Genomic DNA, 14,166 nt, shown 5'->3' with positions numbered 1-14,166 from the left:
TTGTCTGGCAGATCCCTGATATTCATCAGACCTTTTCTATACAAGCATAATGATAAATAGACTTATGATATTGTTAGAAATAATGTTCATACCAAAATACAGATAACAGTATATTTAAACACCGCTGAATAACGTTTATAACAATAACTCCAGTAACCATTTGATTGGCAAGCAGGCTGACAGCACCATGGGCAATACCATGCCAATCATTCTGGCTGAGTCACGGAGCCAGGAATGGAGCATCGCCCGGTACTGGCCCCAAGGCGGCCCCTGAAAAGAGCCGGTTAAAACTGGGGGCTTTTCACCGGAGATATTCCCCGCCATGCGAAAGACGCGAGTCAGTGCAGGTCTTTAATAAGCGGGAGCGGACGTAACAATGGAGATGGCTCAAAAGTATTTCCGCAACGCTATCGCAATAATTATTTTTACATTTGTAAAATAGAGTATACAATCATGTCAATTTATATGTCTGTATATTTTCAATACAGACTTGCGCGAATTCGGGGCTATAATGGACGTGTTTGTTACTAAAAATACACTGTATGCAATCTCAGGATTATTAGAGATAGACTACGACACCTCCTCCCGTGCGCGCGACTCCATTAATCATATTGTCCGTGAATATTCCACCCTGCATGTTTTATCTGATCCCGAGGTGGAAAGTTTAGTCAAACTCGTTTCCGTAAATGAAATACTTAATACTGAAACACCTGAAAGCATAAAAAACAGAATAAAGAGCAAACAACTCACAGTAGAAAAAAGAACCCGCCTTGTTTTCATACATAATAAAAAAACCTATCACTATTATGATAACTGCCCCAAGTTAGTATCAGATTATCAAAATTTCGTTATTCCAAATGAAATTCCTGAAAACAGGATTGAAGATTACAGAAGATTCTTTCTTGATAACATGTCTCTTTTTAATGAGAAGCCTGATGTTTTTTACTTTAAGGCCAGTGTGGCATTTGGCGTCAGTATCAAGAACATTGAAAAAATGCATTATAAAAATAGTGGCAAAGCTTATACTCAAGACATGTTAAACATACTGGAGTCTGAGAATGACCCCTGTAGCCAGAGCTTTTCTATGGCACTTGAATTATATAATAATAACAAGAAAACAATCCAAAAATTCGGTAGAGCATCACACTTGCGGGGGGAATTTTTAAAAGCCAATAAAATGACTCGTGATGAATATATCATCATTGATGAATGGCATGGGGCAAAAGAGAGAGTGAAAGGTGACATTTTTCAAAAAATAACAAAAATCAATAAAACCAGCGATCACGCCTACTCAAGCAGTATACTTGATGCACTTGGTTTTACCCCATGCAGTACCTGCACTGAGTTGCATAAAAGGCAGGCTACAGTTCAACAATAACAAAGTCACTTTTACTGAAAGAAATTTTTAAAAAAAGTGGTTCAATGCCTTTGCCTACTGATATATTGCCAATGTTCCCGCTTTGAACACCATTCAGTACCCTTTTTTTAAGATCATGATACTCTGATGACTCAAAAAAATTTTCTTTCCGGGTGGTGAGCTCAGAATACGGAATAGCATATATTTTTTTTACTTTCCTGTACCCGGAGGCGTCAACATACCCTAAGGCTATATTGATATTCACCGCCGGGCGTTTAACGGGGGTAGTTATACTCGACTGCCATGCCAGTGTTAAAGTATAAATTTCATCTTTAGCACTCTGCTCAATTTTCTCAAATAAATTATTATGATATTCCTCAGTGAGAAAAGTAATGATATCACCATTGATGATATCTTTTACGATAACAAACCATGCAGAATCTTTTACACTGTAGATCAATAGATGGACTTTCTGTATCCCTGGCTTGGAACCAAGGGTTATATAAATTTTATAATGAATGAGTTCATTGATTTCATCAACAGAAAGAGAAGAACGCTGGTGTAGCCGCAGTTGCGCGTGATCTGTCATTCCAATATATTTAGGCATACTGTCTGTCCTTTTCTTTTTTTTGAAAATATATCAATTAGATATAAAAATCAAATTTATTATGTCATTCTCTACTTAAACACCTGCCGCCATGGAGCACGGTATTCTTTAATTATTATGTCAGATTTTCATAATCGAATGTCAAAATAGAAAACAGGAATGTTATTGCGGTTCATTTCACAGCCTCAACATGAAACGATTTCATATAAATCCCATATGATTCAATGAATTATAGTTGAAAATATTCACAGACATTGAAAGGCAGAGATAACCTCTTGTTTTACTACAGTTTATTGATATAGGATGTTTTTTCAGGCTGGCTCACCACGGGTGGCTATTTTTTAGGAGAGGATCATGAATGGCTTAGTTAAAGGTCAGTATGCAATAATATCTGGTAACCCGAAGTTCCCTGAAAATAATGGTAAAATTGTTAAGTTAATAGATTTTGAAGGTCATGTGCAGTCAACTGACTATGTGATCAACAAGTATTGTGAAGAGTACCATGATATATGGCGTGTTGAAGCCACAACAAAAATGGATACCATTGGCCCTGGCATTAATTGTGGTGATATGTGCAGAATGAGGGCTTGCTATTTAACGCCCCTGATAAATGAAGTAACATCTTATGAAAAAGTTGTATCTGAAACTGACTTTCAGATACCTACGTATATCAGAAATAGAAATAAAGTGTGCTGACACCCGTCATGTCTAAACGAATAAAGCATTCGTGAGTATTATTCGGACGACTATTACCATTCTTAAATAGCTTATAAAATAAATTACTGCATCAGATATAATTCAAGTTGCAGATTGCAACTTGAATTATTCTAAAAATCAATAAGGCTACTGGCTCATCTCTGGGATGGGGGTCACCAGTGTTTTATTTTCCGCCCAGCTCGCGACGTTATCCAAAACCAACTGTGACATTGCCGTCCTTGTTGACCAGGTGGCGCTGGCCATGTGAGGTGTCACAACCACATTATTATGATGCAACAATGCCACGGGCACATTCGGTTCATCGCAGAATACGTCCAGGCCAGCCCCGGCAATAACCCCCTGTGTTAATGCTTCAACCAGGGCGGCTTCGTTGACAACACTGCCGCGAGAGATATTGATCAATACCCCATCGGATCCCAGTGCTTTGAGTACGGGCCCATCAATCAGCGCTTTATTTTCTGAGGTACCTGGTGTACACACCATTAAGAAATCACTTTGTGCTGCCAGGGCACAGATATCTTCCACCCAAGGATAGTCCACCCCGGGGATTTCAATACGGTCACTGTAGGAGATTTTCATCGAAAAACCTTCACAGCGTTGGGCAATGGCCTTGCCTATCCGCCCCATGCCGATAATGCCCAGCCGTGAGCCTGACACTTTACGCGTCCAGGGGAAACCACCTTGTTTCCAGCCACCAGCCTCAATAAATTTCTGGGCGCCAACAATCTGCCGGGATGTCGCCAGCATCAGGCCGACAGCTAAATCAGCCACATCATCAGTTAAGACGCCAGGAGTATGGCTGACCGCAACATGGTTATCCGCCGCGGCAGCAGTATCCACACCGTCATAACCCACACCAAATACCGCAATCATCTCTAGTGAAGGCAGGCTTTCAATAAGCTCACGGGTCACAACCGCTTCACCATTAGTGATCATAACAGTAAATTCTTTCGCCAGTGCTGCAAACGTTTCTGCTGAAAGCGTATCGTACTCACAGATATCATATAACAGTTCAAGTTTTTCAGTGAGCTGATCGGGTAATGATGCCTGTTTGAGAATCTTAGTTTTCATATATTTGTCTTCTTTTAAGATGAGAAATCAGAACTGTTTATTGATGTTGTTTTTTTCGTACGAGCCACGGCTATGCCAATTAGTCCGCCAAGAACAAGAGCTATTGCGACAATAAGCAAGCCATAGTGATAGCTGTTGGTGAGATCTTTAATTTTTCCTAGAATCGGTGGCAATCCCAGCCCGACAAAATTTGCTATGGTGTTAATAAAGGCAATCGAAGCCGCTGCCGCAACACCTGCCAGTTTTTCTGTTGTGACAGCCCAGAAAATAGGGGTCAGCGCGAAATTAAAGCCAACAGTAAGAACTAAAAGAATATATGAGATCAACAGATTATTGCTGTATATCGCAAGGGCTAATGAGACCCCGGCGAGGATAAGTGGTAATCCTAAATGTAATGAGCGTTCCTTAGTCAGATCGGAATGGCGGCCATTGAGATACATAAACAGGCACGCAAATATAAATGGCACTGCGGAGAGTAAACTAATAACAAAATTACTTTGCTCGCTGGCCATGCTCTTAATAATCAGTGGTAAAAATAATGTAATACCTATGGAGCCAAAAGCTTGTAAGAACCAGACCAGGCTAAGGATCAGTACGACTTTATTTTTAAATGAACTGAGCCATGAATGATTTTTCGTTAATACAGCACCTTGATTATCTTGTTGTAAGGTGGATACCAGCCATTTTTTCTCCGGTTCAGACAACCAATGCGCTTTCTCCGGGCTGGAAGGTAATTTCCATAATACAACGATACCCAGGATAACCGCCGGGAGGCCTTCCAGGCCAAACATCCAGCGCCAGCCGGCAATGTTCGCAATGCCATGCATGTCTAAAATAGAACCCGATAACGGCAAACCGATGACCGATGCCAGTACCGACCCCATATAGAAGAATGACATGGCTCGTGCGCGGTTACTCTTTGGAAACCAGCATGAAATATAATAAATGATGCCTGGGGTAAATCCCGCTTCCGCCATACCGAGAAGGAAGCGCATGACATACAGCTGAGTCGGTGTCTGGACTAATGACATCCCCGCGCTCACCAGGCCCCAGGTTATCATTATCCTTGCAATCCAGATTCGTGCCCCAACCCGGGTCATTATAATATTACTTGGGATCTCGAAAATAATATAAGAAATATAAAACATCCCTACCCCAAGGCCATACATGCTTGCTGTCAGCCCCAAATCAGCATTCATTTGTAATGCTGCGATAGAAATATTTGTTTTATCAAGATTCGCAATAAAATAACCAATGATCGCGAAAGGCAGTATTTTAATATTTAATTTTTTTAGCGTAGAAGTATAGAGGGCAATGCTCATAATTTATTACCTCATCACATAACATTTAATATATGACATATGTAATTCACAAGAGAAAAACAGAGATAAAACTAAAAATTAATTAATATTGATTTATCAGTATTTAATTGAATATTACCATTCAGCCACAGCACCATCAGCCAGACGCCATACTGGATTACGCCAGTCAGGTGCTTTTTTGCTGAGTTCAATGACTTTATCTTCATCTATTTCAACACCCAAACCAGGTTTCATTAATGGTTTGAAATATCCTCCTTCCATATTAAAGTCATCTTTATTTTTAACAAAATCAAGTAATTCTGCACCCTGATTATAATGGATACCCATGCTTTGCTCCTGGAATACCGCATTATGTGACACAAAGTCGATATGCAAACAGGCGGCTAAGGCAATAGGGCCCAGTGGGCAATGCGGTGCTAATGACACATCGTATGCTTCAGCCATACCGGCTATTTTGTAGCATTCGGTCAGGCCACCGGCATGAGATAAGTCAGGTTGTAAAATTGCCAGACCACCGGCATCCAGCACGCGTTTAAATTCAAAGCGCGAGAACATGCGTTCACCAGCAGCTAATGGTATTGAGGTTTGTGCTGCCAGGCGTGGATAATATTCTGCCTGTTCAGCTAACACCGGCTCTTCAATAAATAATGGGCGATATTGTTCTAATTCTTTAATTAATATTTTGGCCATCGGCGCACTGACCCGACCATGAAAATCCAGACCAAACTCAATATTATGACCAAACTCTTCTCTGATTTGGGCAACAACATCAACGGCTGCATCTACTTTATGGAAATTGTCGATGATCCCCATTTCTTCACAGCCATTGAGTTTGAAAGTATCAAAACCAATACTCTTTAATTTTTTCATGCCATTAATAACATCTGCAGGACGGTCACCGCCCACCCAGCTGTAGGCTTTAATTCTATCCCGTACGAGTCCACCCATCAGCTGCCAGACTGGGGCATTTAATACTTTACCTTTAATATCCCACAATGCCTGATCGATACCAGCAATAGCACTCATCAAGATCGGGCCTCCACGATAGAAACCAGCACGGTACATGACTTGCCATAAATCATTAATACGCGCGGGATCCTGCCCAATGAGATAGTCCCCCAGTTCATGCACTGCGGCTTCTACTGTACGTGCGCGACCTTCGATAACAGGCTCACCCCAGCCAACCACACCTTCATCGGTTTCTATTTTTAGAAACATCCAGCGGGGCGGTAAACGATAAGTAGTCAGTTTGGTAATTTTCATTGCATTGCCTCTTGGTACGCTTTAGTAAATCTGGCCGCTTGTGTTGCAGTTCGCTCAATAGATTGGCCCGCACGATAAAGGTCGCCCCCCAGTCCGGCCCCTACGCACCCTGCTTTTATCCACTCATGCAGATTTTCAGGTGTCACGCCACCAACGGCAAAAACAGGCACATCAGGTGGGAGCACTGCCTTGAGTGCTTTGATGTAATCAGGCCCAAAGGTTGAGGAAGGAAATATTTTTAGCGATTGTGCTCCCGCATCTAATGCGGTAAATGCCTCACTTGCAGTTGCACACCCCGGGCAGACCGTCATTCCAAAACTTACCGCCCGACGAATAACCTCAGGTTGTATATTCGGGGTCACAATCAGTTTGCATCCCATATCAGCGAGCTGATCGACTTGTTCGGCTTTAAGCACTGTCCCGGCACCAATCAGTGCTTTATCACCATATGCCTGAATAATTAAAGGAATACTTTTTTCCCACTCTGGTGAGTTAAGTGGGATCTCTATTGCGTCAAAACCCGCCTCGATAATCGCACCAACATGTGCGACGGCCTCTTTCGGGGTAATACCTCGTAAAATAGCAATAAGAGGAAGTTTAGTTTGCCATTGCATCTGCAATACTCCTTATACCTGTTTGAAATGCTACATCTCCGGAAACCACTGAAGATTTACGCCCTATTTCGTTAAACGCTTGTTGATAACGATGTGACAGAGAATCCCCAGCAACGATAGTTATCGGTTCGTCAGTCAAGTAATCACTCATGGAAAGAACCTCTGAACCAATTAACAGACCTGATAAAAACTCACTGACATGTTCACGTGGTAATGCACCCAAAACGTGTGAAGCTCGGACTTCAAACAATTTGGGAAGAATGGCTGGGGTTGAAAACCCATGTTCCAGGCCGGCTTTATAGGCCTCTGCACAATGTTCTTGCTCCGGCAAGCCTGCGCCAATTAGCGAGTGTTGCAGAAGCAAATAGTGCAATTCACCCGTCATCACCGTCCGAAAATCTGTGATCTGATCCCCGCAGACCCGTACCCACTTGCAGTGAGTCCCGGGCATGACATACACCGAAGACGGAGAAATGGCATGTGCTCCCATGAGCTGGGTTTCTTCACCGCGTATGACGTTATGATTATCACCCCGGGATACAGATAACCCCGGTACAATCCAGATATTGTGTGCGACAGGCAACAGCTGCTCACTAATGGCGGATAAATGTGTCGGCACAGGAAGATAAGGTGCAACTTTCCAACCCACATTGCTCCCAATCATGCCCGCCATCACGATAAGCGTGTCACTGTCCCACCAGTTTCCTAATACTTCAGCTAGTACCGTTTTTGGGGAACGACCATTGAGCCTGGTCACTCCTGCTTCTGAAAATCGGCTCCCGAGGCATTCATCATTTTGATAAAGCCAGGCGCGCAGATTTGTCGATCCCCAGTCAATGACGATATAGCGTGTTGTCATATTATTTCCTTAAGCCTTCGTGTTGAGCTCGCAATCATATTAAGCGCCGCTTTCTCTGCCGCATCACCATCTTGATGCCGAATCGCATCAAACAGGGCTTTATGCTCTTCGAGTGTTTTCGGCATATTGCCTTCATCACCGCGCCAGGTTCTTTCAAAAACAGCAAGCTGAAGTGAGCTGATTGCAACATTAAGCTGTTGCAGTACCGGGTTATTAACTGAATTCAGTACTGCTTCGTGATAACGTATATCCGCTTCATTAAAAGCAACCCTGTCCTGATTGTTCGCAATCATATCGTTGAGCGCAGCTTCAATTTCAGCCAGATTGCTTGATGTCGCCCGCTCCGCAGCCCAGCGAGCAATCGCAGGCTCGACCAGATTTCGGACCTCACTCATGGCATTAATCAAAGCCGGGTCATCATCACCTTCCAGAACCCATTGCAGCACGTCACTATCAAGGTAATTCCACTGATTCTTTTGTGTGACATAGGCACCATAATATTTCTTCACCATGATTAAGCGTTTTGCCATCAAGGATCGAAAGACTTCACGAATAATATTTCGTGACGTTGAAAACTCTTCACATAAATCAGTTTCTGCCGGTAATGCTGAGTTAGGTAAATACTTACCACTCACTATTTGCTTACCCAGTGTAATAACGATCCGGTCCGTTTTATTGAGAGTCATATGTCATCCTCAGGCATGATATTTACTGCTCAACTTTATCATTAACACCTGAACCGCCTCCACTTTTGTAGTACAAGCAACAGGGCTTTATCCATATCGCTTGAAACATTGTAGTACAATCTATAATGATTGTACTACGATCTGGATCACAAAACAGTTCTGACTCTTTCAGAGAAAAATAAGACGAATAGTGGCATGCCTGCCCCCGTTTACTGAAGAGAGCCCCTTGTGCCGTTATCATGGTTATCTAATTGATATAGTTATAAAAAATGGGGTAATTCATTATGCAACTGTTCAACAAACTGGCTTATTGATCATCGTACTGCCCCTTTGAGGGTGAGCAGCAGCCTGATGTCATCACTGGCTAAACCGCGCCCCGAACACAAAGCCAGAGCGATCGATTTATTGATTTTCAGTCAGCAGTAAAACAGAGGGAGGAACGTCGCTTCCCCCTCTTTTCAACAATGGCGGCATCCTGAATAGCGTTGACGCATTTACTCCAGCCAGCACCTTCGGCAAGACAATCTGGGGTCAGTATGCGCCAAATGCCTCTTGCCCCGAACAATGTCTGAAAGAACGTGAACAGCAACGTGCTGAAGCAGAAGTAAAAGCGCAATTTTTGCCGCTCTTGTGAAAGTCATGCCGGGTTAAGCCAGAAAATAGCAGGCAGGCAAGAAAAAAGGTTGGCGCGTTGGCAGAAATCGACAATACACAGCGAATCCATCCGCCGCTGGAGGGCAAAATGCCCGCTGAAGTTCAGCAGGCATTTGAAGATAAACGCGTCTCAGGGTGGCAGGAAACGCTCGCCTCTTTCACTTGAGTAACACGGTCCCCTGGTCACGGGCGTTACGGTATTCTTCTGGCTACTCTGGCTTAGACGGTTTAATACGTTGTGTTAAGCCTCGTAAGAAATAACGCAGGAACTGGTCGCCACATTCACGGTAATTTTTATGATCCGGATTACGCATCATGGCGGTTATTTCCGGCATAGAAATGCGAAACGTTTGTTCGGTTAAAATATCCAGCACATCGTCTGATTTAAGCTCAAAGGCAATACGCAATTTTTTAAGCACAATATTATTGGTTATTTTACGTTCAATCTTAGGCTCAGGTTTACTCTCATCTTTGCCACGGCGGAAATAAATAAGGCCATTAAGAAATTGCGCCATAACAATATCCGGACAGTTGCTGAACCCCTCTTCGTCCTCTTTCTTGACCCATGTGGCTATCTGTGCGGGTAATACCTCAGTACCAGTTAAGGCCAGGATGGCAACCATTTGTTCGTTATTCAAGTTCAGCATGTAGCGCACGTTACGTAAGACATCATTATTCAGCATGGAGCAAAATCTCGGCATTAAAAACGGGAAGTATATAGAGGTACAGCGGTATTGTAATAAAAACTACCTGATTTTTTATTGTCGGTAAAAGAAGCTGAACAGCGGGGAGCACACCACCCCACTGCTCTTTTGAATCAATTCAGACCGCGCGGAAAGCAATATCCGCCGGAATAACTTCACCGTTCCAGTACAGGCTCGCCGCAACGCGGCCTGCCAGCTGGCGATATAACGCTGAAAACTCGCTTTCCGGACGGCTCACCACGGTGGGTTTGCCAGCATCCAGGTCTTCCCTCAGGGTGATATGGAGCGGCATTTGCCCCAGCAGCTGGGTATGGTACTGCTGCGCCAGTTTTTCTGCACCACCGGTACCAAAAATGGGCTCATGGTGGCCACACTGGCTGCAAACATGCATGCTCATATTTTCTACAATACCGAGCACGGGAACCTCAACCTTTTCAAACATCACAATGCCTTTTTTGGCATCAATCAGTGCAATATCCTGGGGGGTGGTTACCACCACGGCGCCAGTCACAGGAATATTTTGCGCCAGGGTCAGCTGAATATCACCGGTACCGGGAGGCATATCAATCACCAAGTAATCCAGGTCTGGCCATAGCGTTTCCTGAAGCATCTGCATCAGTGCTTTACTGGCCATAGGGCCACGCCATACCATGGCGTTCTCATCCGTCACTAAATAACCAATGGAGTTAGTTGCCAGACCGTAGGCCTGGATCGGTGCCATGTGTTTACCATCGGGCGAACTGGGACGCTGTTGTTCTGTACCCAGCATATTAGGAATCGATGGGCCATAAATATCCGCATCAAGGATACCTACTTTTGCCCCTTCAGCTGCCAGTGCCAGAGCCATATTAACCGCCGTGCTCGACTTACCTACCCCGCCTTTACCGGAGCTGATAGCAACAATATTTTTTACCCCATTGATGCCCGGCTGATTTTTAACTCGCTTCAGAGTGGCAATATTGTGATGGAGTTTCCACTCCAGCGCTTTGGCACCGGTAATACGTAGCAAATCCGGGCCGCACGCGCTTTGTAGCGCCTCAAAACCGCTCTTCCAGGCAAAGGGCATTTGCAGTTCAATGTGCAGGGTGTCGTCCAGCACCGCAACATGGTGTAATGCTTTTAATGCAGTAAGATTATGTTTTAAAGTCGGATGCTGAAAATTAGCCAGTATCCCGGCGACCATTGCCGTGATCTGTTCTGGTAACGCGCTGGCTGGGGATTGTGAACTCATCCCAACTCCTTATGATTTTTATCAAACATTGCAGTGTGCTAATCATATCAGAAAGCGCGGTGGTAATTCATATTCCGATATTCCAGGTTTTGGGCTTACTAAACAATCCTCAATCCGGTAATATCGAAATCCCTTTTCTAATCAGAAGATGCAATTCCGACTATGGCTCAAACCGCGAAAAAAATATTGGTAACGTGCGCACTGCCGTACGCTAACGGCTCAATCCACCTCGGTCACATGCTGGAGCATATTCAGGCTGATGTCTGGGTCCGTTACCAACGAATGCGCGGCCACCAGGTAAATTTCATCTGTGCCGACGACGCCCACGGTACGCCAATCATGCTGAAAGCACAGCAGTCAGGTATCACTCCTGAGCAGATGATTGCCGAAATGAGCCAGGAACATCAAACCGATTTTGCTGGCTTTAATATCAGCTACGATAACTATCACTCCACCCACAGTGAAGAAAACCGCCAGTTATCGGAACTTATTTATGGCCGCCTGAAAGAGAATGGCTTCATTAAGAAACGGACCATTTCTCAGCTTTATGACCCGGAAAAAGGTATGTTTCTGCCTGACCGCTTTGTAAAAGGTACCTGTCCGAAGTGTAAAGCACCGGATCAATACGGCGATAACTGTGAAATCTGTGGTGCCACCTACAGCCCGACAGAACTGATTGAACCGAAATCGGTCGTTTCTGGCGCAACACCTGTCATGCGTGACTCCGAGCATTTTTTCTTTGACCTGCCTGCCTTCACCGAAATGCTCAAAGCATGGACACGCAGCGGCGCGCTGCAAGAGCAAGTCGCGAACAAAATGCAGGAGTGGTTCGAGTCAGGTTTGCAACAGTGGGATATCTCCCGTGATGCGCCTTACTTTGGCTTTGAAATTCCTGACGCACCAGGTAAATACTTTTATGTCTGGCTGGATGCGCCTATCGGCTATATGGGGTCATTTAAAAACCTGTGCGATAAACGTGGTGATACCACCAGTTTTGAAGAGTACTGGAAAAAAGATTCTGATACCGAGCTGTACCACTTTATTGGTAAAGATATCGTCTATTTTCACAGTCTGTTCTGGCCTGCCATGCTGGAAGGCAGTCAATTCCGTAAACCGACCAATCTGTTCGTTCACGGTTATGTGACAGTCAATGGTGCGAAGATGTCTAAATCGCGCGGCACCTTTATTAAGGCCAGTACGTGGTTAAAGCATTTGGATGCTGACAGCCTGCGTTATTATTACGCCGCGAAACTGACCCCGAATATTGATGATATTGACCTGAATCTCGAAGATTTCGTCCAGCGCGTTAATAGCGATATCGTTAATAAAGTGGTTAACCTTGCTTCCCGTAATGCGGGCTTTATTGCCAAACGTTTTGACGGCCAGCTGGCAGCTGAAATCGCTGACCCTGAGCTGTATAAAACCTTTACTGATGCTGCCCAGAGTATTGGGGAAGCCTGGGAATTACGTGAATTCGGTCGTGCTATTCGTGAAATCATGGCCCTGGCTGATAGTGCTAATCGCTATGTGGATGAGCAGGCCCCTTGGGTGGTTGCCAAACAAGAAGGTGAAGATGCCAAACTTCAGGCTATCTGCTCCATGGGTATCAATTTATTCCGGGTACTCATGACCTACCTTAAGCCTGTGCTGCCCTCACTGAGCGAGCGGGCAGAAGCATTCCTCAATACCGAGCTCCAGTGGGAAGGTATCTATAACCCGTTGGTTAACCATAAAGTGAATAACTTTAAGGCGTTGTACAACCGTATTGACCTTAAACAGATTGAAGCCCTGGTTGAAGCCTCTAAAGAGGAAGTCAAAGCACTCAACCAGTCTCTGATCAGTGGCCCGCTGGCGGATGATCCGCTTCAGGAAACGATCAGCTTTGACGATTTCGCAAAAGTTGATTTACGTATCGCGCTTATTGAAAATGCCGAGTTTGTTGAAGGCTCCGATAAGTTGCTGCGTCTGACTCTGGACTTGGGTGGTGAAAAACGGAATGTCTTCTCGGGTATTCGTGCCGCTTATCCTGATCCTGCCGTCTTAAAAGATCGTTTAACCGTAATGGTTGCTAACCTGGCACCACGCAAAATGCGTTTTGGACTTTCAGAAGGTATGGTCATGGCCGCTGGTCCTGGCGGTTCTGATATCTTCCTGTTAAGCCCTGATAGCGGTGCTAAACCAGGCATGTCAGTAAAATAAAACAGACTCAGGACGTTGGGTTCTGAGGAAGGCTAAAAAAGGGAAAACTATTGCTGTTTTCCCTTTTTTATTAGTCCCGCTTCCGTCAGTAATCATGCTACATCTACTGTCGTTCTCTGTTCTTTCCCATTGATTCCCCTGCCTCTGGATTCATCAGCTTAATACAACTAACCAATGATTAACGCTACGCCATGCAGTAAACCTTTATGGCACTATTCATAAAAAACAAATCGTATTTAGTGATGTCTATGTCAGGTAATCAAGTTAATTTGGGAATTAATTAGAAATGAATACAGGCTTTAATACTTCTTCAAGCGCTGTTATCCCCCCTTGCCCAAAAACGCTGCCATCAACGTTATCATTAGAAAGTGCCCGCGGCAGAGATATCGTGTTCATTAATCCTTACTGTGAAGGCGGGGGAATGAAGCATTAGCAAAAAAAATAGTAAATATTGCCTTAGAGGAAGGATGCCGGGTCACAATATCTTCACTGGATGTTTCCTGCCATAATAACAACAGGGAACCGCATCATAACTATAAGAATTATGCCTTACAAAATGAATGCGGCCATAATATTTCCGAGTTTCACAATCCCTTATTTATTATCGCCCTGGCAGGGTTCGCTTGCATTGATAAATTAAAAAAACATATTTATCATATTTGTGAGAATTGCAATTCCCCGAAGAATGATGCCCTCATTATTGAGGGGATGGATGTGTTAACTCATGCAGACAGGGCGTTAAATAATTATGATAACATGTTAATAAACATTGAGTTTCCTCAAGTTTCCGTCAGCCGCCCTGGGTTCAGTGACGTTAGCTTGCCCGGGGCTCGGTCACTACATTAACAGTAAAATTATCGGCACATTACCTTTTTCAAGAAC

14 protein-coding genes are annotated in these 14,166 nt (G+C 44.1%); 4 read left to right on the top strand and 10 right to left on the bottom strand.

What is annotated here, in order from left to right; all coding sequences use genetic code 11:
- Window positions 1–135 precede the first annotated feature (135 nt).
- A complete protein-coding gene (locus JK154_RS06055) occupies window positions 136–324 on the bottom strand; it encodes a hypothetical protein (protein ID WP_211991610.1) in 189 nt (62 codons plus the stop codon).
- Window positions 325–511: 187 nt separating this feature from the next.
- Between JK154_RS06055 and JK154_RS06050 the strand changes: the two genes are divergently transcribed.
- A complete protein-coding gene (locus JK154_RS06050; RefSeq protein ID WP_211991609.1) occupies window positions 512–1,378 on the top strand; it encodes a hypothetical protein in 867 nt (288 codons plus the stop codon).
- On the opposite strand, the gene JK154_RS06045 is transcribed toward JK154_RS06050, so the two are convergent.
- Entirely contained in the window at window positions 1,362–1,964 is a 603-nt protein-coding gene (locus JK154_RS06045) for a hypothetical protein (RefSeq protein ID WP_211991608.1), read from the bottom strand. The two genes, JK154_RS06050 and JK154_RS06045, sit on opposite strands and share 17 nt — an antisense overlap.
- A 354-nt stretch (window positions 1,965–2,318) precedes the next feature.
- Between JK154_RS06045 and JK154_RS06040 the strand changes: the two genes are divergently transcribed.
- The gene (locus JK154_RS06040) at window positions 2,319–2,660 is read left to right on the top strand and encodes a hypothetical protein (protein WP_211991607.1); all 342 of its coding nucleotides are present in this window, start codon (window positions 2,319–2,321) and stop codon (window positions 2,658–2,660) included.
- Between the two features lie 147 nt (window positions 2,661–2,807).
- On the opposite strand, the gene JK154_RS06035 is transcribed toward JK154_RS06040, so the two are convergent.
- The 6 genes from JK154_RS06035 to dgoR all read right to left on the bottom strand — a co-directional run bounded on the left by JK154_RS06035 (window position 2,808) and on the right by dgoR (window position 8,496).
- Window positions 2,808–3,752 (bottom strand): 2-hydroxyacid dehydrogenase, encoded by a 945-nt coding sequence (locus tag JK154_RS06035; protein WP_211991606.1) that lies wholly within the window; start codon window positions 3,750–3,752, stop codon window positions 2,808–2,810.
- A 14-nt stretch (window positions 3,753–3,766) separates the two neighbouring features.
- On the bottom strand, window positions 3,767–5,074 hold the full coding sequence (locus JK154_RS06030) for an MFS transporter (RefSeq protein WP_211991605.1): 1,308 nt from the start codon (window positions 5,072–5,074) through the stop codon (window positions 3,767–3,769).
- A 114-nt stretch (window positions 5,075–5,188) separates the two neighbouring features.
- Entirely contained in the window at window positions 5,189–6,337 is a 1,149-nt protein-coding gene (dgoD, locus tag JK154_RS06025; protein ID WP_211991604.1) for a galactonate dehydratase, read from the bottom strand.
- Window positions 6,334–6,951 (bottom strand): 2-dehydro-3-deoxy-6-phosphogalactonate aldolase, encoded by a 618-nt coding sequence (locus tag JK154_RS06020; RefSeq protein ID WP_211991603.1) that lies wholly within the window; start codon window positions 6,949–6,951, stop codon window positions 6,334–6,336. The genes dgoD and JK154_RS06020 overlap by 4 nt, the downstream gene beginning before the upstream one ends.
- Window positions 6,935–7,810 carry a 2-dehydro-3-deoxygalactonokinase gene (locus JK154_RS06015; protein WP_211991602.1) on the bottom strand — a complete coding sequence of 292 codons (876 nt, stop codon included), beginning with the start codon at window positions 7,808–7,810 and terminating at the stop codon, window positions 6,935–6,937. Before JK154_RS06015 ends, JK154_RS06020 begins: the two co-directional genes overlap by 17 nt.
- Window positions 7,807–8,496: a D-galactonate utilization transcriptional regulator DgoR gene (gene dgoR / locus JK154_RS06010; RefSeq protein ID WP_211991601.1), complete on the bottom strand. Its 690-nt coding sequence runs from the start codon at window positions 8,494–8,496 to the stop codon at window positions 7,807–7,809. The genes JK154_RS06015 and dgoR overlap by 4 nt, the downstream gene beginning before the upstream one ends.
- A gap of 691 nt (window positions 8,497–9,187) precedes the next feature.
- Here dgoR and JK154_RS17805 point away from each other — a divergent pair.
- A complete protein-coding gene (locus JK154_RS17805) occupies window positions 9,188–9,316 on the top strand; it encodes a hypothetical protein (protein ID WP_283093661.1) in 129 nt (42 codons plus the stop codon).
- 43 nt (window positions 9,317–9,359) lie between these two features.
- Here the strand turns inward: JK154_RS17805 and JK154_RS06005 are convergent, their stop codons facing one another.
- Window positions 9,360–9,833: a DUF1456 family protein gene (locus JK154_RS06005; RefSeq protein WP_211991600.1), complete on the bottom strand. Its 474-nt coding sequence runs from the start codon at window positions 9,831–9,833 to the stop codon at window positions 9,360–9,362.
- Between the two features lie 139 nt (window positions 9,834–9,972).
- The gene (apbC, locus tag JK154_RS06000; protein WP_211991599.1) at window positions 9,973–11,085 is read right to left on the bottom strand and encodes an iron-sulfur cluster carrier protein ApbC; all 1,113 of its coding nucleotides are present in this window, start codon (window positions 11,083–11,085) and stop codon (window positions 9,973–9,975) included.
- 162 nt (window positions 11,086–11,247) lie between these two features.
- On the opposite strand from apbC, the gene metG reads away from it, so the two are divergent.
- Window positions 11,248–13,284 (top strand): methionine--tRNA ligase, encoded by a 2,037-nt coding sequence (gene metG, locus JK154_RS05995; protein ID WP_211991598.1) that lies wholly within the window; start codon window positions 11,248–11,250, stop codon window positions 13,282–13,284.
- Window positions 13,285–14,166 lie beyond the last annotated feature (882 nt).

Origin of the sequence: Citrobacter sp. JGM124 (assembly GCF_018257795.1) — a bacterium.
Lineage (GTDB): Bacteria > Pseudomonadota > Gammaproteobacteria > Enterobacterales > Enterobacteriaceae > JGM124.
This window is presented reverse-complemented; position numbering and strand designations above follow the sequence as displayed.

Excerpts from the sequence above, each read along its gene's own strand:
- JK154_RS06040 (WP_211991607.1), top strand. The coding sequence starts at position 2,319 with ATGAATGGCTTAGTTAAAGGTCAGTATGCAATAATATCTGGTAACCCG.
- JK154_RS06055 (WP_211991610.1), bottom strand. The coding sequence starts at position 324 with ATGGCGGGGAATATCTCCGGTGAAAAGCCCCCAGTTTTAACCGGCTCT.
- dgoD (WP_211991604.1), bottom strand. The coding sequence starts at position 6,337 with ATGAAAATTACCAAACTGACTACTTATCGTTTACCGCCCCGCTGGATG.
- dgoR (WP_211991601.1), bottom strand. The coding sequence starts at position 8,496 with ATGACTCTCAATAAAACGGACCGGATCGTTATTACACTGGGTAAGCAA.
- JK154_RS06015 (WP_211991602.1), bottom strand. The coding sequence starts at position 7,810 with ATGACAACACGCTATATCGTCATTGACTGGGGATCGACAAATCTGCGC.
- JK154_RS06050 (WP_211991609.1), top strand. The coding sequence starts at position 512 with ATGGACGTGTTTGTTACTAAAAATACACTGTATGCAATCTCAGGATTA.
- JK154_RS06045 (WP_211991608.1), bottom strand. The coding sequence starts at position 1,964 with ATGCCTAAATATATTGGAATGACAGATCACGCGCAACTGCGGCTACAC.
- JK154_RS06030 (WP_211991605.1), bottom strand. The coding sequence starts at position 5,074 with ATGAGCATTGCCCTCTATACTTCTACGCTAAAAAAATTAAATATTAAA.
- JK154_RS06035 (WP_211991606.1), bottom strand. The coding sequence starts at position 3,752 with ATGAAAACTAAGATTCTCAAACAGGCATCATTACCCGATCAGCTCACT.
- JK154_RS06020 (WP_211991603.1), bottom strand. The coding sequence starts at position 6,951 with ATGCAATGGCAAACTAAACTTCCTCTTATTGCTATTTTACGAGGTATT.
- metG (WP_211991598.1), top strand. The coding sequence starts at position 11,248 with ATGGCTCAAACCGCGAAAAAAATATTGGTAACGTGCGCACTGCCGTAC.
- apbC (WP_211991599.1), bottom strand. The coding sequence starts at position 11,085 with ATGAGTTCACAATCCCCAGCCAGCGCGTTACCAGAACAGATCACGGCA.
- JK154_RS06005 (WP_211991600.1), bottom strand. The coding sequence starts at position 9,833 with ATGCTGAATAATGATGTCTTACGTAACGTGCGCTACATGCTGAACTTG.